Origin of the sequence: Pseudomonas sp. BS3767 (genome assembly GCF_900099665.1) — a bacterium.
GTDB classification, from domain to species: domain Bacteria; phylum Pseudomonadota; class Gammaproteobacteria; order Pseudomonadales; family Pseudomonadaceae; genus Aquipseudomonas; species Aquipseudomonas cerasi.
The window spans coordinates 1-21,277 of sequence record NZ_FNCX01000013.1; the positions used below are offsets into that span (position 1 = coordinate 1).

At 59.2% G+C, this 21,277-nt stretch carries 22 protein-coding genes and 1 pseudogene; 8 read left to right on the top strand and 15 right to left on the bottom strand.

The genetic code is table 11. From position 1 onward, the window contains the following. Both BLR16_RS26415 and BLR16_RS26420 read left to right on the top strand, forming a co-directional pair. Window positions 1-1,803: pseudogene (locus tag BLR16_RS26415) on the top strand (hypothetical protein); the annotation flags it as partial. A gap of 4 nt (window positions 1,804-1,807) precedes the next feature. Further along, window positions 1,808-2,551 (top strand): hypothetical protein, encoded by a 744-nt coding sequence (locus BLR16_RS26420; protein WP_003434974.1) that lies wholly within the window; start codon window positions 1,808-1,810, stop codon window positions 2,549-2,551. Window positions 2,552-2,563: 12 nt separating this feature from the next. On the opposite strand, the gene BLR16_RS26425 is transcribed toward BLR16_RS26420, so the two are convergent. Continuing rightward, the gene (locus BLR16_RS26425) at window positions 2,564-3,298 is read right to left on the bottom strand and encodes an SDR family oxidoreductase (protein ID WP_074809190.1); all 735 of its coding nucleotides are present in this window, start codon (window positions 3,296-3,298) and stop codon (window positions 2,564-2,566) included. 235 nt (window positions 3,299-3,533) lie between these two features. Between BLR16_RS26425 and BLR16_RS26430 the strand changes: the two genes are divergently transcribed. Then, complete coding sequence (locus tag BLR16_RS26430; RefSeq protein ID WP_074809192.1) at window positions 3,534-4,451, top strand: AraC family transcriptional regulator; 918 nt, start codon at window positions 3,534-3,536, stop codon at window positions 4,449-4,451. 15 nt (window positions 4,452-4,466) lie between these two features. Here BLR16_RS26430 and BLR16_RS26435 read toward each other — a convergent pair whose 3' ends face one another. The 9 genes from BLR16_RS26435 to BLR16_RS26480 all read right to left on the bottom strand — a co-directional run bounded on the left by BLR16_RS26435 (window position 4,467) and on the right by BLR16_RS26480 (window position 12,977). After that, window positions 4,467-5,084, bottom strand: coding sequence for a hypothetical protein (locus tag BLR16_RS26435; protein WP_161437961.1), 618 nt, complete (start codon window positions 5,082-5,084; stop codon window positions 4,467-4,469). A gap of 114 nt (window positions 5,085-5,198) precedes the next feature. Further along, entirely contained in the window at window positions 5,199-6,353 is a 1,155-nt protein-coding gene (gene argE, locus BLR16_RS26440) for an acetylornithine deacetylase (RefSeq protein WP_074809196.1), read from the bottom strand. Then, entirely contained in the window at window positions 6,350-7,027 is a 678-nt protein-coding gene (locus BLR16_RS26445; protein ID WP_074809199.1) for a DUF1028 domain-containing protein, read from the bottom strand. Before BLR16_RS26445 ends, argE begins: the two co-directional genes overlap by 4 nt. 12 nt (window positions 7,028-7,039) lie before the next feature. Then, a complete protein-coding gene (locus tag BLR16_RS26450) occupies window positions 7,040-7,456 on the bottom strand; it encodes a RidA family protein (protein ID WP_003408344.1) in 417 nt (138 codons plus the stop codon). A 31-nt stretch (window positions 7,457-7,487) separates the two neighbouring features. Further along, entirely contained in the window at window positions 7,488-8,783 is a 1,296-nt protein-coding gene (locus tag BLR16_RS26455) for a flavin-containing monooxygenase (RefSeq protein WP_074809202.1), read from the bottom strand. A gap of 126 nt (window positions 8,784-8,909) precedes the next feature. Next, window positions 8,910-9,641: a class II aldolase and adducin N-terminal domain-containing protein gene (locus tag BLR16_RS26465; protein WP_003367530.1), complete on the bottom strand. Its 732-nt coding sequence runs from the start codon at window positions 9,639-9,641 to the stop codon at window positions 8,910-8,912. Window positions 9,642-9,699: 58 nt separating this feature from the next. Further along, window positions 9,700-10,533 carry a transporter substrate-binding domain-containing protein gene (locus BLR16_RS26470; protein WP_003367532.1) on the bottom strand — a complete coding sequence of 278 codons (834 nt, stop codon included), beginning with the start codon at window positions 10,531-10,533 and terminating at the stop codon, window positions 9,700-9,702. Window positions 10,534-10,559: 26 nt separating this feature from the next. Next, a complete protein-coding gene (locus BLR16_RS26475) occupies window positions 10,560-11,432 on the bottom strand; it encodes a phytanoyl-CoA dioxygenase family protein (protein ID WP_074809205.1) in 873 nt (290 codons plus the stop codon). A 24-nt stretch (window positions 11,433-11,456) separates the two neighbouring features. Next, a complete protein-coding gene (locus BLR16_RS26480) occupies window positions 11,457-12,977 on the bottom strand; it encodes an amino acid ABC transporter permease/ATP-binding protein (protein ID WP_003435000.1) in 1,521 nt (506 codons plus the stop codon). 526 nt (window positions 12,978-13,503) lie between these two features. On the opposite strand from BLR16_RS26480, the gene BLR16_RS26485 reads away from it, so the two are divergent. Then, the gene (locus tag BLR16_RS26485; RefSeq protein WP_044310527.1) at window positions 13,504-14,367 is read left to right on the top strand and encodes a LysR family transcriptional regulator; all 864 of its coding nucleotides are present in this window, start codon (window positions 13,504-13,506) and stop codon (window positions 14,365-14,367) included. Window positions 14,368-14,540: 173 nt separating this feature from the next. Here the strand turns inward: BLR16_RS26485 and BLR16_RS26495 are convergent, their stop codons facing one another. Continuing rightward, window positions 14,541-14,816 (bottom strand): accessory factor UbiK family protein, encoded by a 276-nt coding sequence (locus tag BLR16_RS26495; RefSeq protein WP_003367538.1) that lies wholly within the window; start codon window positions 14,814-14,816, stop codon window positions 14,541-14,543. Between the two features lie 417 nt (window positions 14,817-15,233). On the opposite strand from BLR16_RS26495, the gene glnK reads away from it, so the two are divergent. The 4 genes from glnK (at window position 15,234) to sutA (ending at window position 18,038) form a co-directional block, all read left to right on the top strand. Continuing rightward, window positions 15,234-15,572, top strand: coding sequence for a P-II family nitrogen regulator (gene glnK / locus BLR16_RS26505; protein WP_002555808.1), 339 nt, complete (start codon window positions 15,234-15,236; stop codon window positions 15,570-15,572). A 33-nt stretch (window positions 15,573-15,605) separates the two neighbouring features. Continuing rightward, complete coding sequence (locus BLR16_RS26510; RefSeq protein WP_003435008.1) at window positions 15,606-16,943, top strand: ammonium transporter; 1,338 nt, start codon at window positions 15,606-15,608, stop codon at window positions 16,941-16,943. 241 nt (window positions 16,944-17,184) lie between these two features. Beyond that, on the top strand, window positions 17,185-17,604 hold the full coding sequence (locus tag BLR16_RS26520) for a secondary thiamine-phosphate synthase enzyme YjbQ (RefSeq protein ID WP_003367544.1): 420 nt from the start codon (window positions 17,185-17,187) through the stop codon (window positions 17,602-17,604). 104 nt (window positions 17,605-17,708) lie between these two features. Continuing rightward, window positions 17,709-18,038 carry a transcriptional regulator SutA gene (gene sutA / locus BLR16_RS26525; protein WP_003367546.1) on the top strand — a complete coding sequence of 110 codons (330 nt, stop codon included), beginning with the start codon at window positions 17,709-17,711 and terminating at the stop codon, window positions 18,036-18,038. 70 nt (window positions 18,039-18,108) lie between these two features. Here the strand turns inward: sutA and BLR16_RS26530 are convergent, their stop codons facing one another. From BLR16_RS26530 to dapF, 4 genes are read right to left on the bottom strand one after another with little or no spacing between them, the layout of a single operon-like run. Continuing rightward, on the bottom strand, window positions 18,109-18,801 hold the full coding sequence (locus BLR16_RS26530; RefSeq protein WP_058397866.1) for an HAD family hydrolase: 693 nt from the start codon (window positions 18,799-18,801) through the stop codon (window positions 18,109-18,111). After that, entirely contained in the window at window positions 18,794-19,693 is a 900-nt protein-coding gene (gene xerC / locus BLR16_RS26535; protein ID WP_003367550.1) for a tyrosine recombinase XerC, read from the bottom strand. The genes BLR16_RS26530 and xerC overlap by 8 nt, the downstream gene beginning before the upstream one ends. Window positions 19,694-19,695: 2 nt before the next feature. Then, window positions 19,696-20,430 carry a DUF484 family protein gene (locus tag BLR16_RS26540; RefSeq protein WP_003367552.1) on the bottom strand — a complete coding sequence of 245 codons (735 nt, stop codon included), beginning with the start codon at window positions 20,428-20,430 and terminating at the stop codon, window positions 19,696-19,698. 13 nt (window positions 20,431-20,443) lie between these two features. Continuing rightward, window positions 20,444-21,274, bottom strand: coding sequence for a diaminopimelate epimerase (dapF, locus tag BLR16_RS26545; protein WP_044310515.1), 831 nt, complete (start codon window positions 21,272-21,274; stop codon window positions 20,444-20,446). Window positions 21,275-21,277 lie beyond the last annotated feature (3 nt).

Here is a 21,277-nt window from a genome sequence, read left to right on the forward strand (position 1 = left end):
CCGTGGATGAAGGCGCTGAAACAACCCGTTCAGGACACCTTCAAAGCTCTCGGCCAACTGGCCAGCAGCGCAGGCAAGGCAACGTTCGAAAGTATCCTGCTGGCCTGGGTACCCATCGACAGCCGCCTGGCGGTGGGCAAGCAGCAGAACATCGTTGCACTGATACGCACGCTGTTGATAGGCCAGATCCTGCTCGATTCGAAGGCGCGTATCGCGATCGATCACAAGATGCTCGCGAAGCTGAAAAACTGGATCAGTGAGTGGCAGGTGCTCAACAAACAGATCAGCGATACCCGTCGCAGCTGGCTCTACCCCACCGCTTACAACCCCCGCAAAAGCATCGCCAGCCAACTGCGCGCGCTTGAGCAAAAGCTTCGCCTGCACGAACTGAGCATGCCCGCCCTGCTCGACTTTCAGAACAACCAGTACGCCAGGCAGTTGCAGGATGAGATTCGCCTGCACTTCCAGTCCGGCAAAGCCATCGCCAAAAACTGGCTGAGCACCGCCAGGCGCTGGCTCGATGGACTGGGAGGGATTGCCGGCTCGATCACCTGAAGCGTGATCATGCTCAACTTCATCAACACCGCCTTCACTTATCGCGACCTTACTCGGGATGGAGACTTCAGTGCCAAGGACATCGGCAAGGTGACGTATGGGTTGGGGTATAGCTTTAACTTGTTGATGGCGGTGTTTGTTGAAGCGCCGTGGCGCGTGATCAAGGAGGCCACGCCGGTGCTGATTGATGGCAGGAATGTCGGGATTCTTGACAGGTCGGCAGGGTACTGGAAAGCAAGGGGTAATGTTGCGTGGGGTGAGGCGATAAGTGGGTTCCGGGTTTCGATGGTGGCGATAGGGGCGTTTGGAGTAGCGGCGGCTACGTTAGAAATTTTTGATATACAGGATGATCTCACCAAGCTCAAAACAAACGAAGAGCAAATAGCGACTCAGATAAAAATCGCGTCAGTAGGCGTGATGGGGTTAGGCAGCGCGGCTCAACTTATTAGCGGTTTTTACCCATCGAGTTCTCTCACTGCATTCGCAATGGGCTCATGGTTTAGTGTTGTGCTGATGCTGACCGGCACGGTATATCTGTTATCCACAATGGCCTTGAATTATTTTAAGCAAGACAGTATAGGGTGGTGGTTGCGAAAATGTTCCTGGTCAAATTCGATAGCCTATAAATACCCGACGAACGCAGAAGGCCAATTTGAAGAAAAACGCGCTCTATTCACGATACAGCTTAGCCCTCAAATTTATGTAAAGAGCACCACGCGCGACAAAGATCATTATTTCGGCCGAGACAGCCCATACAGCGCTCCAGCGCAAGACGGCGCTGGCGTGCAGATTCTTTTCCCTGGTGCTCTGCGCGGGCAGTCAGTGCATTTCAACGTAATCAGCAGCAAACGTCCATGGGGCGTGCTTCCAGTAGAAGAAATAAAATCCCCCATACACGAGCCATTTCTGGACAGAGGACAGTTCAAGAGTGTTGATCAGTTTAAAACGCTTGCTAATAAACCCTTAGGCAACGCACACGAGGACTTTACATTTCCGCTTATGCCTCCTGCCGGTGAAGACGTGGTCTGGGAAACCTGGGTACCCCTTGAGGAAGGAGCAACGTATCTGGAGCTGCAAATATGGTACTCCGATGAACTGATAAATCCGGGCCCTGAGGATATCGGCTACCTATTTCAAGTCAAACTAAACAGCGAGGGCGAGACTAAAATGGATGGGCTTAGCACCACAGATCTGGAAGTAAAAGCGGCAAGTCGACTGGGCTCACTGACCCTTGAAATTGCGGAATGAAAAAATGATCGAAAAAAACTACTCAGCCGGGCATGCAAAAAAAAGCACAAAAATAGACGACGAGCAGAAGACCAACAAAGATGATAACCCGCATCTTACAGACATAGATCTATTAACATGGTCAATAAAAACCATCTCAAGATCACCAAAAGAAACATTAGTCGCTGAACTTGGCGTGATTTTCGTATGCGCCATCATGCTGAGTTTTATTTTATGGGCAGGCGGGGACTATTATTTACAAAATCCAGTGCATTCGATCTACCAAATAGTTGCGTTAACCGGCGCCGCCATCTACATCATAGCGTTAGGCGTCCGCCAAAAAACCATCTACAACTACACCATCAAAACCGACAGAGCCCACCTCGAGTACTACCTCCACTACCCCGACTTTGCCTCTTCCTTTTTCAAAGGCATCGCCATCACCGTGATCATGCTGTTCGTATTCGTAGCCATACTCACCGGCTCGCTGCTGTTCCTGATCGGCCCCGTGGCCATTTCCTTTATCGCAGCCATCAAGCTGCTCAACTGGGAAAACCCCGTCCACCATGAACAAAGCCTGCCATGGGCCGAGTACAACTTCGTCACCGTCGACCGAAAGCGCCTCATGATCATCACCCACCGCACCGACGTTACACTTGGCTTCGAGGCCCGCTTCCAGCACGAGGTACTGTTCAATAAATACCTCACGTTTCTCCGAGCCGCGCTCCCCCCAACGGCCGACTTCACTGAAAGGGCCTGGAAGTGGTAGCCCTTACCTGTATCAATAAGCACTCCCCGTAGGCCGCACCACAATCTCGCTCACATCCACCCCGTCCGGCTGCTCGATCGCGTAAACAAGCGCACGTGCGATCGCATCCGGCTCCAGCGCAACCTTTCGAAATGCTTTCATCGCCTCGCGCGCGGTCTCGTCGGAAATCGAGTCGGCCAGTTCTGATTCGACCACTCCGGGGCAGACTACGGTGACGCGGATTTTGTCGGTTTCCTGCCGAAGACCATCGGAGATGGCACGAACAGCGAATTTGGTGGCGCAGTAAACTGCGGCGGTCGGGGAAACGGCGAGGCCGCCGATGGACGAGATGTTGATGATCTGGCCGTGCCCTTGCGCTTGCATGCTCGGCAGCACGGCGGCGATGCCGTGCAGTACGCCGCGCACGTTGACGTCGAGCATCAGGTTCCACTCTGCGATGTTCAGCGCGGCGAGCGGCGACAGGGGCATGACGCCGGCGTTGTTGATGATCACGTCGATCTTGCCGAACGCGTGTGTGGCGAAGTCGGCAAAGGCTTGCATGTCGAGCACATCGGTAACGTCCAGCGCGCGGAAGCGTGCCGAGCCGCCCTGCACCTCGATGTCTGCCGCCAGCGTCTGCAGACGCTCGATGCGCCGAGCGCCCAGCACCACGTGTGCGCCCTTGGCGGCGATGAGTCGGGCGGCAGCTTCGCCAATGCCGCTGCTGGCACCTGTGATCAGTACAACCTTGCCTTGAATGTTCGACATGACTGGCTTTCCTCGTGAGTCATCGTTGGCTCAGTTTCAGCACGCGGCTCAAACTGATTGCGATGGCCATGCTACGAGTCGCTCATCACTGCGCGCATGCCGATACCTGCGCGACACTTGCCTATTCCTGTCTGTGGGTCTGCCTTACGCTGAATCGCCGCGCAATGGCCGCTATGATGGCGTTCGATGCAAAGGAAAGGCGTGCAGCAACACTGACTTTGGGACGGGGTTCTTCATGGATACACACAATGCCGCGAGCGCTCCGGGCACCGATGTTTGCCGGGCTGAAATCATCCAGTTGCTGACGCAGCGCTTTGCGGCTCCCGGTGTTTATGAAACCGCTATTGCACCGCTGCACGTTATCCGCTGCGACGCGCCGTCCGAGCTGATTCATGCGCTGCATCGGCCAGCCCTTTGCGTGATCGTTCAAGGTCGCAAGGAGGTTGCGCTGGGCGATGAGCAGTATGTGTACGACCCGCTCAACTACCTGGTCGTCGCGGTGACTGTGCCGGTCGCCGGACGCGTGCTTGAAGCGAGTGGCGAAGCTCCCTATCTGTGTATTCGTCTGGATTTCGAGCCTGCGCACATCGCCCAGCTCATTGCGGAGGCGCCCCTGAACGGCGTTCCGGACGAGCCGCAGCGGGGCCTGTTTCTTGAGCAGATGGATCAGCCATTGCTGGAGACGGTGTTGAGGCTGGTGCGCCTGCTCGACACGCCTCGCGACATCGGCATGCTCGCGCCCCTTGCACTTCGGGAGCTCTGCTACCGGCTGCTGCGGGGCAACAATGGGCGGCGACTCTACGAAATCGCGGTCGGGGATTCGCAGACGCATCGCGTTACGCGGGCGGTCGACTGGCTGAACAGTCACTACACCGAGCCGCTGCGCATCGACGAACTGGCGCGTCTGGCCAACCTGGGGAATTCGACGCTGCACCACCGATTCAAGGCGCTGACTGCTATGAGCCCGTTGCAGTATCAGAAAAAGCTGCGCCTGCAAGAGGCCCGACGACTGATCATCAATGAAGGCCTGGACGCCTCCAGCGCCTGCTATCGCGTCGGCTATGAAAGCCCTTCGCAATTCAGCAGGGAGTACAGCCGCCAGTTTGGCTGCCCGCCCTCGACAGATCTCAGCAGAGTGCGGCTGATCGGCTGACCTCCCCGTCCGGCATCAGCGTCCGGGCGCGGCCAACCGCGCATATTGGTCCTGACTGATCCACCCGGTAAACGAGCGATCATTGGCATTGATGAACTCGACCTGAGCCGCGCCATCCTTGAATGCCAGAACCCCGACAACGTCATCCTTGACGATATAGGCGCCTCGGGTGGCTTTGGCATTCGGTATTTTTTGCAGCCAGGCCTTGTCCACGGTGACGGTCACCAGACCGACCCACTGCTTGCTGGCGGTCCGGGTCAGATCCATGCCGGTGGCGATGTCCGGTACCAACACGTTCATGCAGCCAGGATGCTGCTGGCCTTGCTTGATCGTCAGCACCACGCCATCAGCCGAGGCTTTTAGCGTTCCTGGGTAGACGTCATCAAGCCAGGACGACACCGCTGCGCCCTTCCCGGCCTCGACCTTGCCTTGCAGATAGAACGCACAGCTGAATGCCTCGCCGCGCGTCTCCGAGTAATAACCCTCGACCTGATGCTCGGGCGTTACGGCCAGCATCAACTGCTCGTATTTGCCGGAATGCAGTGCCGAGTCCTGAGCGAAAACCGACGTGCCAACACACAGCAATAGAGTTGCGGCCAGGGACCAGCGAGTAAGGGGACGTTTGTCAGTCATGCTTCCATCCATAGAACGTTCGAGTAGCCGGGAAGAGTGGCCAGTCCATGACTGGCGCGTCGAGACGTTAGCGTATTTCGGCGCGCAACTGTATCACTGAAATCCGGGGGCGATTCATGGCTGCGACGCGAAGGCCAGTACACGTTTGAGCATCTCGTCACAGGCGTCAAGTTGCGCGACGCTGATGAACTCGTCCGGCTTGTGCCCTTGCTCCATGCTGCCTGGTCCGCAGACCACAGCCGGAATGCCTGACTGGTCGAACAACCCGCCTTCGGTTCCGAACGCCACTGTGCCAAACGCTCGGGAGCCACAGAATCCGGCAATCAATTCCGCCGCATGGCTGTGCTGGGAAATATCCAGTCCCGGATAGCTCGACAATTCAGTAAAGCGAATCTCGCTCCGGGCACTGACCGCCTGCATGGCCGGCAACAGTTTTTGCGCGGCGTAGGCGTGCATGGCAGTGACGATCTGCTGCGGGTCCAGGGTGGGGAGCGCACGCACTTCGAAATCGAAACGGCACTGCTCGGGCACGATGTTCAAGGCCGTGCCGCCGCTGATTACGCCGGTCTGAATGGTCGAAAACGGCGGATCAAAGCGCTCGTCAAGGGCATCAGCTGCCCGTAATGCTTCGCCCAGGCGACCCAGTTCACCGATCAACTGCGCCGCATACTCAATGGCGTTGACGCCACTGGGCGCGTGGGCCGAGTGGCAGGCAGCACCCTGTACATCGCAGCGCACCGCGACCTTGCCTTTGTGGCCGAGTACCGGCTTCAGCTCCGTGGGTTCGCCAATCACACACAGCATCGGCTTCACCGGCCGCGACCGCAGCGATGCCAGTAACGAGCGTACGCCCAGGCAACCCACTTCCTCGTCGTAGGACAGCGCGATATGCACCGGCATGTGCAGCGATGCCTGGGTCAGCGCCGGAACCAGCGCCAGCACGCAGGCAATGTAGCCTTTCATGTCCGCAGTGCCACGGCCGTAGAGTTTGCCATCCGCTTCGCTCAGTTCGAACGGCGGGAACGTCCATGGCTGGCCGTCGACCGGCACCACGTCAGTGTGGCCGGACAATACGATGCCTGGCACGTCAGCCGGGCCGATGGTGGCGAACAGATTGGCCTTGGTTTTCTGCGCGTTGTAGATCAACTCGCAGGAGACGCCGAAGCGCTCGAGGTATTCACCCACGAAGTCGATCAGGGCCAGATTCGATTCGCGACTGGTGGTGTCGAAGGCCACCAGCCGCGCCAACAGCTCGCGGCTGGAGCTCATCGCTCGTCTCCCGGCACGCCGTAGCCTGGTGCGCCAGCCGGGTTCAGCGCGCGGTCGAGGTAATCCTGCATTTGCGGCTGGTAGGCCTGCCAAAGAATTTTCAGCTCGCCTAGCGGGTCGTGCTCGGCCCAGTCGACGCGCAGATCGACGATGGGCCAGGACTGCTCGCCCACGACTTTCAGCGCCGCCGAATGGACCGGCCCTGCTTCGCCGCCTGCTGCCAGACCGGCCTGCATCGCCTGTAGCAGACGCTCGGCCAGGTGCCCGGTTGCCTGCTCGAAGCACTGAATCATCGCGTCGATGACGGCCTGGCTCGCCAGCATGTTGCCAGCCACCACGCACTGATCGCCGCTGCCCGCGTTGTTGATGCCCAGTGTTTCGCTGCCGCTGAAATGCGCGACTCGCCCCTGATGATCAATCGCCGTGATCTGCCGATACTCGCTGAACGGGCTGGCGTTCATGACCTGGTCCAGCGCTTGAGAGGCAGACATGCCCTGCTCCATCAGGTCCAGCGTTTGCGGTCCCAGGGCCGGCAGTGTGATGTTCTGCGACGACACCGCGCCGACACCCGCACGCAGCCAGGGGCAACGCGCGCCTACGGCAATGCTCGACGAGCTGATGGCAATGCCCAGCTGGCCGGTTTTGGCACAGCGGGCGGCAATGGAAAAAGTCATGGGCAACAGTCCTTATTCAGGGATCACGGCGATCACGTCGATTTCCATCAGCCATTGCGGCTGCCCCAGCGCCGACACCACCAGCCCGGTGGAGATCGGGAACACGCCTTTCAGCCACTTGCCCACTTCGTGATAGACCGGCTCGCGGTAGCGCGGGTCGGTGATGTAAGTGGTGGTCTTGACGATGTGCGACAAGTCACTGCCCGCCTCTTCGAGCAATTGTTTGACGTTTTTCATCGCCTGCTGCGCCTGTGCAGCCGGATCACCGAGGCCGACCAGATTACCGTCGAAATCGGTGCCGACCTGGCCCCTGACGTACACGGTATTGCCCGCGCGCACCGCCTGACACAGGTCGTTGTTCAGGCTTTGATTGGGGTAGGTGTCCTTGGTGTTGAACATGCGGATACGAGTATGAGTCGGCGTAGTCATGGGTAACTCCTGTGGGCATTGAGCGCGATGATCAACCGTTGACGTTGCGCAACGGCACGACGGGGGCCGCACGTTTGCCGGCGTCATAGGAACGGTATTTGTGCTGCGTGGCGATCTGATCGGCGACGTGTTTGGCGTCGTGCCATACGCCCCAGATAAACGCGGAGCCGCGGCGCGACAGCCATGGCAGGCCGACGAAGTACAGGCCTTGCTCGCAGGACACGCCACGCTGGTGACGAGGTTTGCCTTTGCTGTCGAAGGCATCGACCTGCAGCCAGCTGTAATCCAGGGCATAGCCGGTGGCCCAGATGATCGACGTGACGCCTGACTCGATCAGGTCCAGCTCGCTGAGCGGATGGGTGATGCACGGCGCATCCGCCACGCGTTCACGGGCCGACGGCTCCAGCGGCAGGTCCAGGCCGTTGCGTGCGGCGTAGGCATCAGCGGCATCGAGCAGCGACAGGTAGTTCGCGTCGCCACTGTCGAGGTTGATCACCAGATCGTTCTGGAAGTGCACCTTGTTGCCGACGAAGCTTTCGGTCAGGCCCACGAGGTTCATTCCGGCCTGAGCCAGCCGGCGGAAGTCGACCGTGTAGCCGCCCCTTGCACCACTGACCGCGATGGTCACGTGTTCCTTGCCGGGCTGCATGGTTTCGCTGTCCCACAACCCCAGCACACCCATCCACCAGCAGAAGTCCCGGCCGCGATAGGCGCGCGGCGGACGGTCGTGAGGGCCGACCGACAAGTACACTTTGCGACCCGAGAGCAGCAGCTCCTCGGCGATTTGCACACCCGAGGAACCAGCGCCGACCACCAGTACGCCGCCCTCGGGCAGTTGTTGCGGATTGAAATAGTGCGCCGAGTGGATCTGATGAAGCGCCTCGTTAACCGGCGCAATCGGCGGGATGACCGGTTTCTGGAACGGCCCTGTCGCCGAGACCAGATGATTGACCACATAGGTGCCGGCACTGGTTTCGACGGTAAAGCCTGCACGCCCGGTATTGCGGGTAACGCGCTTGACCTCGACGCCGGTCTTGATCGGCGCATTGAATTTGCGGGCATAGCGCTCGAAGTACTCGGCCACTTGCTCCTTGCACGCGAACCCGTCCTGATCCATGGCGAATTCAAGGCCGGGAAACCGGTCATGCCAGGCCGGACCGTTGGCTACCAGCGAGTCCCAGCGGCCACTGCGCCACGCCTCGGCAACGCGGTGTTTTTCAAGCACTAGGTGCTCGATGCCAAGACGGCTCAGGTGTTCGCTGGTGGCCACTCCGGCCTGTCCTGCACCTACGACGAGCGTATCGATTTCTATGATTTTTTCTGTCATCTCGGCATCCCTCGACAGGTGGCTTACGACCTGTTGGACGTAATGAAAAGTGTTGAAACGTCGATGCGCGGGCGCAAAAAGCCCTACGCCATCCGCAGACGCGCATCCAGTCAGTAGCAGGGGCGATCAGTCGACCAAAGAGGGGTCAGCCTGAATCATCAGCAGTTTCATTTCCTCGAAGTGCTGATGAGAGAAATCCGTAATCTTCTGCCAGTCACGGGCGGTCTTCTCGGCGACATCGTCCGCCAGCACCTTGAGCGGCTGGCCGGTGGACCAGGCCGTTACCAGAATCTGGCAAGCGCGCTCCAGGGTCCAGATGTCATCGAAGGCTTCGCCAACGGTGGGCGCGGTGACGATCACGCCGTGGTTGCCCATCAATAAGCGGCTCTTGTCCTCCAGCAAACCGGCCAGTCGAGCGCCCTCGGCGGTCGTGTCGGCCATGCCTCCGTAAAGCTCGTCTACCGCGATGCGGTTGAAGTAGCGCGCAGTGTTCTGATCGATGGGCGGAATATGCGGCTTGGCCAGGCACGCCACGGCTGTGGTGTAGACCGGGTGCAAGTGCAGCACCACGCGCGCATCGGGCAGACGCTGGTGGACCTGGCCGTGAATGGACCATGCCGTCGCATCGACATCAGGGCGATGCGCCGCGTCGGCATCATCGGCGTCGAGCAGCAACAGATCGCTGGCACGTATGCGTGAAAAATGTTTCCACTTCGGGTTGAGCAAAAACTGTTTGCCATCCGCCGAAATGGCCGCGCTGAAGTGGTTGGCGACCGCTTCATGCATACCCAGATGGGCGATGATGCGGAACGTCGCGGCCAGGTCTATGCGCGTCTGCTCTTCGAAATTAAGGGCCATGCTAATTGCTCTCCGGTCGAGCGTGCCTGCCGAACCTGCCAGGCACGTCCTTTGGTTGTCAGGGCTTGGGCATCAGGGCGGCGATGTCATCGGCTGTCGGTGCCTGGAACTTGTATTTCTCCAGCAACGCGGCGTATTCCGGGGTCTTGCTGTACTTCTCAAGGCCGTCTTCCAGGGCCTTGCGGACCTCGTCGTTGCCCTTCTTCACGCCAAAGCCGTTGAGCACCGGGTAAATCAGGGTTTCGGAAGAAATCACCACCCGGCTACCCAGTTTTTCGACCACGCCGCGTGCGACGGCTGCGTCAGTGATCTGCGCTTCGACGGCATGGGCCAGCATGGCCTGGGTGGTCTGTGGGTCGGTGCCGTACTCGCTGATGGCGATTGGTTGCAGGCCGTTCTTCACGCAGTAGTCGGTCGAAAGTTTCTGCAGTTGTTGCAGCCAGGAAGTGGCCGCCATGGAGCCGATCTTGTGGCCACAGAAGTCCTCTGGCGTCTTGGGCTGATAGTCGCTGCCCTTGACCGACAGAATCGCCTCGCCGCTTTTCAGGTAAGGAATCATGTCGATGACTTTCAGGCGGTCGGCGGTGATGTACATCGACGAGTTGGTGATGTCGAAACGTCCGCCCTGCAGCCCGCCGATCAGATTGGGAAAGCGCGTGTCGATGTTCTCGGCCTTGAGCCCCATGACCTTTGCCAGGCCGTCGAGAAACTCGATGTCGAAACCGGCGGGACGGTTCTTGTCCATGTATTCATAGGGGAAGAACGTCATGTCCGAGCCGGCGATGATCTTGCCGGGCTGCTGGAAAGCCGAAGCGGCAGACGAGGACATGGCAACCACCGCGCCCAGCAAAGCCAGGGCTACGGGACGAACAATCAGAGCTGACAGCTTCATAGGTATTCCTCGTGGAGTCATGGAGATCAGGCAACGGCGGCGTCTTTTCCGGCTTGCTGCACGAAAAATGAAGCACCCTTGGGTTTCTGCGGCAGGCGGATATGGTTCTCGGTGCTGCGTACCAGACCGCTCTCCAGGCCTGCGACCATCAACCCGGCATGCTCGCTGGGCAAAGGGTTCTCACCGAACGGCAATGCGTCTTCAGCCGCATAGACGCTGATGAACAGCGTGCGCGGGAACTCGGTTTCGTTGGGGCTTGAAGCATGCAGCAGGCGTGTGTGCATGAAGCACACCGAGCCCGACGGGCCATAGCAGGCGACCGGTTGCTGGCAATGCTGTTCAACCACCGCATCTTCCACGGCACCGGTGAAACGCTCGTTCTGCCAATGCGACCAAAGCGCCTGCTTATGGCTGCCCGGCGCCACGTTCAGCGGGCCGTTTTCGGGGGTCACATCGCTGATCATCAGCAACGCGGTAACCAGGTCATCGTTGCTGTGCGGTGTGAAGAGGAAGTCCTGATGCCACTTCACCTGAGTCGCAGTGTGCGGCAGCTTGGAGTTGATCTTGCTGTGATGAAAACGGGTGCCATTGCCGCCGATCAGCTGCGCCGCGATGGCTGCCATCCGTGACTGGAATGCCGCGTGCTGGTAGGCCGGCGAGATCTCCGTGGGCGAAGCCACACGGCGCAGCGACGGGTGATCCGGCCGATGATCGCTTTCGATGTCGAAGCGCGGACGCCCGTCCTGAGTCTGCCCCCAGGCCTGACTCTGACTGCGGCTGTCGTCGACCCACTGGTCGAAGTCCTGCTGAAGCGCTGCCACTTCATCGGCTGCCAGCACGCCCTCCACTACCAGAAAACCCTGCTCGTGAAACTGGTCAATCTGCCATTGCTCGATCATGTTCTTCTCCTCTTCAACAAGGCCTCAGGCCAGTGAGACATCTTTAAGAAAGGCTTCAACGCGGGGGTGCTGGCCGTCGCGTAGCGCCTGGGGTTTGTCATCGCAGATCACGCGTCCCTTCTCCATAAAGACGATGCGGTCAGAGACCTTGAAGGCGAAGTTCATTTCATGGGTCACGATGACCATCGTGATGCCTTCCTGGGCCAGGGTTTCAATGACCTGCAACACCTCGTTGACCTTCTCCGGGTCGAGCGCCGAGGTGGGCTCGTCGAACAGCATGATTTGCGGGCGCATCATCAGGGCGCGAGCGATGGCGACACGTTGCTGCTGGCCACCCGACAACTGATGCGGGTATTTCCAGGCGTGCTCCAGCATCCCGACCTTGTTCAGCAATTCGTAGGCCTGCTGCTTGAGCTCGGGGACCGGCGCCAGGCGGTGATAACGCGGGGCCAGCAGCAGGTTGTTCAACACCGTCAGGTGCGGAAACAGGTTGAAGCTCTGAAACACCATGCCGATGTTCAGGCGGTAGGCGGCGTTCTCCACGTAACGCGGCTTTTGCGCGCCCTGGCGAACCAGGTGAATGAATGGCTGGCCGTTGATCTTGATGTCGCCGTTGTCGATCTGCTCAAGGCCATTAAGCAGCCGGATCAGCGTGGTTTTGCCCGAGCCTGATGGGCCGATCACCGACACCACCTCGCCGGAATTGATCTGCAGGCTGACCGCACCGAGCACCTCGATGTCGTTGTACGCCTTGTGCAGTCGCGTCGCTTGCAGTGCCGGCCCTTCGAAGTCGATGACAGGACGAGCGACAACCGCCGATTTGCGGCTGGCCAGCTCAAGCATTTCGGCGTCCGGCGTGCGGGTCACCTTGTGCTGCGTGACGTCCAGATAGCGCTCCAGGCGTTTGAGCAGGAAGTCGAATACGGTCACGATCAGCACGTAATAGAACGCCACGGCCGCCATGGTTTCCATTACCAGAAAGTTCTGCGAATACAGGCGCTGACCGACCATCAGGATCTCGGTCAGCGAGATCACTGAAACCAGTGAACTGAGTTTGACGATGGAGATGTATTCGTTGGTCAGCGACGGCAGCGCCACACGCAGCGCCTGCGGGATCACGATCCGCCATTGCGTGCCCACGAAACGCAGGCCCAGTGCCCGGGCAGCTTCGGTCTGGCCCTTGGCGATGGACAGCAGGCCGCCGCGATGAATTTCCGCGACGTAGGCCGTTTCGCACATCACCATGGCAATCAGGCCGGCCCAGAACGGATTGGCCAGCACCGCCGAGGTAGCGGGTACTGCCTGTGGCAAGTTGTAGACAAAGATCAGCAGTACCAGTAACGGCAAACTGCGAAATAACCAGATATAGGCTTTGGCCGGCAAGTTGATCAGCGGCAACGATGATTGTTTGGCCAGCGCCAGAACAAAACCCAGAACAATACTGATAACCCAGGTCAGTACACTGAGTTGAATGACCGTCCAGGTGGCCATCCAGAATTCCGTATCGCTGAACAGGCCAAACATGTATTTCCAATCAAACGTCATTGTCGGCTCGCTCGGCAAATTGAATAGTGATGGGCGACGTCCTGTTGAAGTTGAAACGGGACGCTGTCCGTTTGCCCTTCTGAAGCCATCATGATTGATGCCAGGTCCGGCCGCCAAATAGTAAGTTTTGGCCCGCAGCATAGGAAAATCCTAAGCAGAGATGCCTGTATTCATCTCCAGGGCGGCAGCGCGTTAAAAAGGCTTAGTGATGCTTTAGTGTCACACCGAGTGGATTGCACACTTTTAGGGCGATTGAATAAAGACGCCGCGATAATCGCTCGTAATAGGTGCGCCGCCCGCATTTGCGGGCTTGTCTGGCAAGCGCCTATTATTTAGGGATGCTGCTGAATGACCATGGCCAGCGGCGGGCTCAACTAATACCGCAAGACGCAAGCGGCTGGCACGCTCCTCGCTAAGCATAGGTAAAAGCTATTCAAGTGCAGCCGTCCAGGGTCTGCTCAGCACGAGGTAACACGTGGCTCACTTCACCTTGAAACAGCTCAAGTATTTCGTGACAGCGGTCGAAATGGACAGCATTGCCGAGGCCTCGCGACAGTTGCATATTTCGCAGCCGTCTATTTCCGTCGCCATCAAAAACCTCGAAGAAGCCTTCAATCAGCCGCTGTTTGTCCGTCACCACGCTCAAGGTGTTTCGCTAACTTCCGGTGGCGGGAAAGTGTATGAGAAAGCCAAGGAGTTGCTGCGACTTTCCGAAGAGCTCGAACAAAACTCCCGGGCTGAAAACAAACATGTCTCCGGCACTATCGCCATTGGCTGTTTTGAATCGGCCGCCCCGCTTTACATGCCCAGACTGGTGGCCGGTTTCAAGCGCTTATACCCGGACGTCACCATTCAGCTCTATGACGGCGAGCAACATGAACTGATGCACGGGCTGCACCGTGGGCGCTTCGATCTGGCGTTTCTGTACGACCTGGAACTGGGAACCACGATCAACAAGGAGGAATTGAATGCACCGCACAAGCCCTATGCGCTGCTGCCGGCAGCCCACCCTCTGGCGAAGAAAAAAACCGTGACCTTGCTGGAGCTGAGCCACGAACCGATGATCCTGCTCGACGCCGTACCCAGCAGGACCTACTTCATCGATATCTTCACGGAAAAGGGCTACGCGCCGGTGGTCGCGTACAGTTCACCATCGATCGAAATGGTGCGCTGCATGGTCGGCCAGGGCCTGGGGTTTTCGGTGCTGGTCACGCGCCCAAGAACCAACATGACCTACGACGGCGAGCTGCTGGTGCAGCTCGATATCGAAGACGACATGCCCGCCTCCACCCTGGTCATGGCCTACCTGCGCAACAACCAGCCAACCCGTGCGACACGCCTGTTCATGGATTACTGCCGGACCATCGAGCTGGCACCGCCTGCAGCCTGAAGGCGCTTGCGAAGCGTGCAACGAATGCTGGCTGAACCTGCAACTTACTCACCACCTGGGCAAGACAGAAATGGAAAAGGCCGTTCAGATTCGCGAGCAGGTCAGGTGCCTGGCTCGCTGTGCATGACAATGTTCAGCGCTGCAGCGCACTGACAGCAAAACAAGGAAAGCCCTTATTCGGCTTTTTCAGGCCCTGCGGCCCCGGCGGCCTTTTCTTCCAACTCGGCCATCTTGGCCTCCAGCGCTTCCAGGCGGGCGCGGGTGCGGGCGAGGACGGCCATCTGGCTGTCGAACTCTTCACGGCTGACCAGATCCAGTTTGCTGAAGCCGCTTTGCAGCAGGGCCTTGAACTGGGTTTCGAATTCGCTGCGCGGTACAGGCGTTTCGCCATTGAACAGGCGAGAAGCGTGGCCGCTGAGAGCGTCAAGAAAGGCTTTGGGCGCAAGCATGGTGATTTTCCTGAATCAGAGGGCGGCAGTGTAACACGCAGTGTCTATAGTCACTTCCAGGTGCGCGATGCACGCTTATGGAGCGCGATGACGGGCACATGAGCACCATTGCTGTGCACTCGCTCCTTGATGGACCCTGCAAGGTCGTGCAAAACCAGCCCAAGAGCCTGTATTCAATGAATATTCGCGAGATGGCAAGCTTTCTGCTTAGTGGCTTATGACCCATGCACTGATGCAGTCGCTGTGACGAATGCAGTGCGGCAGGCGGAGCGGGGAAGTGTTTCGTCAGAAGCGGTTTTCTGGAGTTGGTCTGGCCTGATCAGGCGGCCAGCACGTTACAAAGCCAGACACTGCGCTTAGACTTGAGTCGGGTTTGTTTTCCTGGGGCAAGTCCACCAAATTCGGGAGAAAGTTTTCATGAAGCTAGTCACTGCCATCATCAAGCCGTTCAAACTGGATGACGTGCGCGAGTCGTTGTCTGAAATCGGCGTGCAGGGCATCACCGTCACTGAAGTCAAAGGCTTCGGGCGTCAGAAGGGTCACACTGAGCTTTATCGCGGTGCTGAATACGTCGTCGACTTCCTTCCCAAAGTGAAGATCGATGTCGCCATCGATGACAAGGATCTGGATCGTGTCATCGAAGCCATAACCAAGGCTGCCAACACTGGCAAGATCGGTGACGGCAAGATTTTCGTGGTCAATCTGGAACAGGCCATCCGCATCCGTACCGGCGAGACCGATACAGACGCTATTTAAGCCGCCAAACCCAACGCCCCAGGAGAAAACAATATGACTCTGCGTCAATTCGCAGGGCTCGGTGCCCTGTTGTCCCTCGCATTACCTGGTCTTGCCCTGGCGGCTGACCCAGTGGCCGAGCCGGTGCTGAACTCTGGCGACACTGCATGGATGCTGACCTCGACCGCTCTGGTCCTGTTCATGACCATCCCCGGTCTCGCGCTGTTCTACGGCGGCATGGTTCGTTCCAAGAACATTCTGTCGGTGATGATGCAGTGCTTCGCCATTACCGGCCTGATCAGCATCCTGTGGGTCGTCTACGGCTACAGCATCGCGTTTGACACAACCGGCATGGAAGCGGGCGTCGTCAACTTCAATTCCTTCTTTGGCGGTATGGGTAAAGCGTTCCTGGCAGGCATCACGCCGGCAAGCATTACCGGTCCTGCTGCGTTGTTCCCTGAGGCGGTGTTCGTCACCTTCCAGATGACCTTCGCAATCATCACCCCTGCCCTGATTGTCGGCGCTTTCGCAGAACGCATGAAGTTCTCCGCGATGCTGGTGTTCATGGGTATCTGGTTCACTCTGGTCTACGCGCCAATCGCCCACATGGTCTGGGGCGGCGTCGGTGGTTTGCTGTGGGACTGGGGCGTTCTGGACTTCGCTGGCGGCACCGTCGTACACATCAACGCCGGTATAGCCGGTCTGGTGGCCTGCCTGGTACTGGGCAAGCGCAAAGGTTTCCCGACCACACCGATGGCACCGCACAACCTGGGTTACACCCTGATCGGCGCAGCGATGCTCTGGGTCGGCTGGTTCGGCTTCAACGCCGGCTCCGCGGCTGCAGCCAACGGCACTGCCGGTATGGCCATGCTGGTTACTCAAATCGCTACCGCGGCCGCCGCACTGGGCTGGATGTTCGCCGAGTGGCTGACTCACGGTAAGCCAAGTGCTCTGGGTATCGCTTCGGGCGTGGTTGCCGGTCTGGTTGCCATTACCCCTGCCGCCGGTACCGTTGGCCCGATGGGCGCTTTGATCATCGGTCTGGCAGCGGGCGTGATCTGCTTCTTCTGCGCAACCAGCCTCAAGCGCAAGCTGGGCTACGACGACTCCCTGGATGCGTTCGGCGTTCACGGCATCGGCGGTATCGTCGGCGCGATCCTGACCGGCGTGTTCGCAGCACCTGCACTGGGCGGTTTCGGCACCGTGACTGACATCGGTGCTCAGGTCTGGATTCAATTCAAGGGCGTTGCGTTCACCGTTGTCTACACCGCAATCGTGACCTTCATCATCCTCAAGGTGCTGGATGCGGTCATGGGGCTGCGCGTCACCGACGAGGAAGAGTCTGTCGGTCTGGACCTTGCGCAACACAACGAGCGTGGCTACAACTTGTAAGCTTCGGCCTACGTAAAAAAGAATGCCCGGTCTCCGGGCATTTTTTTGTCTGACGTTTGTGGATATACCGCCGCTTTTTGCTGTCATTGATCTTGCCCGTGTCAATGATTTCGGCACCGTGACGCAGCGCAGGTAACGAGGTTGCGACAGTCTTCGTCAACTTGCAGGGAAGCCGGTTTATTGCGCGCTTTGCTTTTTTCTCAGTCGAGTTAGAATGCGCGCCGAAGGTGCGGAGAACGGTATGTGGCATCAATCCAGGATTGCCTTGCGGGCCAGGCCCCGCGGGTTCCATCTGGTGACTGACGAGATAGTCGCGGGTTTGCCCGCATTACGCGATTGTCGTGTCGGGCTACTGCATGTATGGCTGCAACATACCTCGGCTTCGTTGACCGTCAACGAAAATGCCGATCCGGCGGTACGTCGCGACTTTGAGCGTTTTTTCAACCGTCTGGTGCCCCAGGGCGTGGACGGCTACGAACATGACGACGAAGGCCCTGATGACTTGCCAGCGCATTTCAAGGCCAGTCTGCTGGGCTGCCAGTTGCTGTTGCCGGTTACGGCTGGGCGACTGGCGCTGGGCACCTGGCAAGGTATTTACCTGGGCGAACATCGAGACGCTGGTGGATCTCGTAACGTCCTGGCCACCCTTCAGGGTGAGTAGACATCACCGCTGAGATCAGCGGTTGTTGAATTTTTCCGATCGCCTTAGCATTTCCGGGCGGTTGGGCTATAACTAATCAGCTTTCGCAAGTCATGAGGTACAACATGAGCGACGACGACGATATTAAGGATGATCTGGAAGACGATCTGGACGGCGAAGAAGACGATGGTCTCGCAGCTGCCTCCCCGGAAGACGAAGCAGCCGAACCAGACGATTCCGACGTTCCGGCGGCACCCGCAAAAGGCAAGGCCAAGGCTGCTGTCTCGGTCGATGAACTGCCCAGCGTAGAAGCCAAGAACAAGGAACGTGATGCGCTGGCACGTGCCATGGAAGAATTCCTGGCGCGTGGCGGCAAGGTGCAGGAAGTGGAGGCCAACGTGGTCGCCGATCCGCCCAAGAAGCCTGACAACAAATACGGTAGCCGCCCTATCTGAGGCTGCATGGCTGTATGAGGAAAGCCCGCCGTCGCTGCGGGCTTTTCTATGCGCGCCTGTCAGTGCGCTTTCAGGCCCAGCGCGCCAGCACCTCGGGCAGTTGCGACAGGTTGTGGATCTCGGCATCCGGCAGTCGATCCGCATCCCAGGCCTTGCCCTGCGGGTTGTACCAGATGGCGCGCATGCCAGCCTGCTGGGCGCCTGCGATATCGTCCCTGGGGTGGTCGCCGACATGCACCGCCGAGCCGGCATCGACCCTTGCCCGGCGTAGCGCCTCCACGAACGGCGCCGGGTCAGGCTTGCCGATGCCCAGGTCCTCGGCGCACAGCGCGAAGGCAAAGTAGTCTGCCAGTCCTAAACGACGCACATCGGCATTGCCATTGGTAATCACGCCCAGCGTGAAGGTCTTGGCAAGAATTTCCAGCATCGGTTGCACCTCAGGGAAAATCTGCACCTGATGGCGGCCATGCAGGAAGACCTCAAAGCCCTGGTCGGCCAGGTCCTGTGCCGCGTCAGGGTCGTAACCGGCATCTTCGAGTGCATGGAACAGCACGCGGCGGCGTAAGGCGCTGATGCGGTGCTTGAAGGAAGGGTCTTCAGCCACGAGACGCGAGCGGATTTCCCACAGGTGCTCGACAGGAACCGCCCCCAGCCTGGGCGCGTGTTCGCCCAGCCAGTCACGCAATGTGACCTCGGCACCAGCAATGGCAGGAGCGGTGTCCCAGAGCGTGTCGTCAAGATCAAACGTCACCAGCTTAATCATCTGCAGCTCCTTTACGTTTGGCTCGGGGGTGGGCGCTGTCATAAACAGTAGCCAAATGCTGGAAATCCAGGTGCGTGTATATCTGCGTGGTCTTGATATCCGCATGACCCAGCAATTCCTGCACGGCGCGCAAGTCCTGTGACGATTCGAGCAGATGGCTGGCGAAGGAGTGACGCAGCATGTGCGGGTGCAGATTCTGCCCCAGCTCTCGCTCACCGGCCGCCTTGAGTCGCACCTGAATCGCGCGCGGGCCCAGGCGCCTGCCTTGCAGGCTGACAAATACCGCATCGTCCTGCGGATGGGTCAGGGCGCGTAACGGCAACCAGACTTCCAGTGCCTGGCGCGCCTTGCTGCCCACAGGCAATACGCGGGTCTTGCTGCCCTTCCCCAGCACCTGCACCAGACCGTCGCGCAGGTCCAGTTGATCGAGGTTCAAGCCGGTCAGTTCGGACAATCGCAACCCTGATGAGTAAAGCAGCTCCAGAATGGCCTGATCGCGGTGCGCCAGAAAATCATCTTCAACGCCGCCGTCCAGCAATTGTGCGGTGCGGTCGGTGTCCAGGGTCTTGGGCAGACGCCGCTCGCCCTTGGGCGGTGACAGGCCGTTTGCCGGGTCGTGCTGGCAGATGCCTTCGCGATTGAGGTACTTGTAGAAGCCGCGCACCGCCGACAGCATCCGCGCCAGGCTGCGCGAGGACTGGCCCTGCTGGTGCTGGCGGGCGGTGAAGCTGCGCAGGTGCTGGATATCGAGGTCACTCCAGCTCGACAACCGGGCCTTCTGGCAATACGCCAGAACCTTGCCCAGATCGCGCCGGTAGGCTTCCAGCGTGTGAGGCGACACCTGGCGCTCACTGCGCAGGTGCATGCAGTAGGCGTCCAGATGCTGTTCCATGGCTAGCGAACCGAGCGTAATGAGTGGGCGAAGCGCGGCAGCAGGCGGCTCAGCACGTCGGCGATATAGCTGAGAAACAGGGTGCCGACCGAGCTTTTGTAATGCTGCGGATCGCGGCTGCCGATGGCCAGCACGCCATGCAGGCCCAGATGATTGAGGCTGGCGATGGCGGTCGAACCGACCTCCTTGCCCTGTTCTGCACCAAACAGAAACGCCAGTTCATGCTCACGCAGGGCGCCGCAGATGATCTTCTCGCCAATCAGGCCGCCGATGGCTTTCTGTGCTTCGGCACCGCTGACCCAGCGCCCCACGGGCATCGGGCTGTCGCTGAACAGGATCAGGCTGACGAAGGGCACCTGAAAGTCCTGACGCAGGCTGTCTTCGACGGCGATGACCAGCTCGTCCAGGCTGGTCGCATCCATCAGCGCGAGGTTCAGGCGTCGGGTCTTCTCGAACAGGCGGTCGTTGTCCCGTGCGACGTCCATCAATTGCGAGAGGCGATGGCGCATTTCGATATTGCGCTCGCGCAGCAGCTTGAGCTGACGTTCGACCAGCGAAACGGTGTCGCCACGCTGGTGCGGGATGCGCATCGACACCAGCAGCTCGTCGTGCTCGGCGAAGAAGTCCGGGTGCTCGAGCAGGAAGGCGATGACCGCCTCTGCTTCAAGGTCTGGCGCTGCGCTATCGACAGGCGATTCGCAGGGGGTGCCTGTTGAAGCGGGAGGTTGATCGGTCATGGTACTTACTCACTCAAAGACGAACTTGGCCTTCATAAACCCTGACTGCGGGGCCGGTCATCATGACAGAATGTCCCGGCCCAGCCCATTCGATGGACAGGCGCCCTCCGGGCAGGTCGATCAGCAGTGGCGAATCCATCCAGCCCTGACTGATGGCAGCGACAGCCGCCGCACAGGCACCGGTTCCACACGCCTGGGTTTCCCCGGCGCCGCGTTCCCAGACACGCAATTGCGCCCGCTGACGGTCTACAACGTGGAGAAAGCCGACGTTGACCCGGGCCGGAAAGCGCGGGTGATGCTCGATCTTCGGCCCCAGCTCATGCACCGGTGCGTTATTGATGTCATCGACCCGCAGCACGGCATGCGGATTGCCCATGGACACAGCCGCCATTTCGATACTCTGTCCGTCGACGTCAACGGTGTAACAGGTGGCCTGCTCCGCTGCTTCGAAAGGTATCTCTTCGGGGACAAACCTTGGCGGTCCCATGTCGACGCTGATCTGCCCGTCGCTGCGGATATCCAGTTCGATGATGCCGCTCTTGGTCTCGACGCGGATCTGCTTCTTGGCCGTCAGACGCTTGTCGAGTACGAAACGGGCAAAGCAGCGCGCGCCGTTGCCGCATTGTTCGACTTCGGAGCCGTCGGAATTGAAGATTCGATAGCGAAAGTCCACATCCGGGTTGTTCGGCGCCTCGACCAGCAAAAGCTGATCGAAACCGATACCGGTGTGGCGGTCGCCCCATTGTTTGGCGTGCTTGGGCAAGATATGCGCGTGCTGACTCACAAGGTCAAGGACCATGAAGTCGTTACCCAGCCCGTGCATCTTGGTAAAACGCAGCAGCATGGG

Bases quoted from the DNA above. Each gene is read 5' to 3' on its own strand.
- BLR16_RS26450 (WP_003408344.1), bottom strand. From the start codon at position 7,456: ATGACTACGCCGACTCATACTCGTATCCGCATGTTCAACACCAAGGAC.
- BLR16_RS26485 (WP_044310527.1), top strand. From the start codon at position 13,504: ATGGACAGCATTGCCGAGGCCTCGCGACAGTTGCATATTTCGCAGCCG.
- BLR16_RS26455 (WP_074809202.1), bottom strand. From the start codon at position 8,783: ATGACAGAAAAAATCATAGAAATCGATACGCTCGTCGTAGGTGCAGGA.
- BLR16_RS26510 (WP_003435008.1), top strand. From the start codon at position 15,606: ATGACTCTGCGTCAATTCGCAGGGCTCGGTGCCCTGTTGTCCCTCGCA.
- BLR16_RS26530 (WP_058397866.1), bottom strand. From the start codon at position 18,801: ATGATTAAGCTGGTGACGTTTGATCTTGACGACACGCTCTGGGACACC.
- dapF (WP_044310515.1), bottom strand. From the start codon at position 21,274: ATGCTGCTGCGTTTTACCAAGATGCACGGGCTGGGTAACGACTTCATG.
- argE (WP_074809196.1), bottom strand. From the start codon at position 6,353: ATGAGCTCCAGCCGCGAGCTGTTGGCGCGGCTGGTGGCCTTCGACACC.
- BLR16_RS26520 (WP_003367544.1), top strand. From the start codon at position 17,185: ATGTGGCATCAATCCAGGATTGCCTTGCGGGCCAGGCCCCGCGGGTTC.
- xerC (WP_003367550.1), bottom strand. From the start codon at position 19,693: ATGGAACAGCATCTGGACGCCTACTGCATGCACCTGCGCAGTGAGCGC.
- BLR16_RS26475 (WP_074809205.1), bottom strand. From the start codon at position 11,432: ATGATCGAGCAATGGCAGATTGACCAGTTTCACGAGCAGGGTTTTCTG.
- glnK (WP_002555808.1), top strand. From the start codon at position 15,234: ATGAAGCTAGTCACTGCCATCATCAAGCCGTTCAAACTGGATGACGTG.
- BLR16_RS26480 (WP_003435000.1), bottom strand. From the start codon at position 12,977: ATGACGTTTGATTGGAAATACATGTTTGGCCTGTTCAGCGATACGGAA.
- BLR16_RS26540 (WP_003367552.1), bottom strand. From the start codon at position 20,430: ATGACCGATCAACCTCCCGCTTCAACAGGCACCCCCTGCGAATCGCCT.
- BLR16_RS26435 (WP_161437961.1), bottom strand. From the start codon at position 5,084: ATGACTGACAAACGTCCCCTTACTCGCTGGTCCCTGGCCGCAACTCTA.
- BLR16_RS26445 (WP_074809199.1), bottom strand. From the start codon at position 7,027: ATGACTTTTTCCATTGCCGCCCGCTGTGCCAAAACCGGCCAGCTGGGC.
- BLR16_RS26465 (WP_003367530.1), bottom strand. From the start codon at position 9,641: ATGGCCCTTAATTTCGAAGAGCAGACGCGCATAGACCTGGCCGCGACG.
- BLR16_RS26420 (WP_003434974.1), top strand. From the start codon at position 1,808: ATGATCGAAAAAAACTACTCAGCCGGGCATGCAAAAAAAAGCACAAAA.
- BLR16_RS26470 (WP_003367532.1), bottom strand. From the start codon at position 10,533: ATGAAGCTGTCAGCTCTGATTGTTCGTCCCGTAGCCCTGGCTTTGCTG.
- BLR16_RS26425 (WP_074809190.1), bottom strand. From the start codon at position 3,298: ATGTCGAACATTCAAGGCAAGGTTGTACTGATCACAGGTGCCAGCAGC.
- sutA (WP_003367546.1), top strand. From the start codon at position 17,709: ATGAGCGACGACGACGATATTAAGGATGATCTGGAAGACGATCTGGAC.
- BLR16_RS26430 (WP_074809192.1), top strand. From the start codon at position 3,534: ATGGATACACACAATGCCGCGAGCGCTCCGGGCACCGATGTTTGCCGG.
- BLR16_RS26495 (WP_003367538.1), bottom strand. From the start codon at position 14,816: ATGCTTGCGCCCAAAGCCTTTCTTGACGCTCTCAGCGGCCACGCTTCT.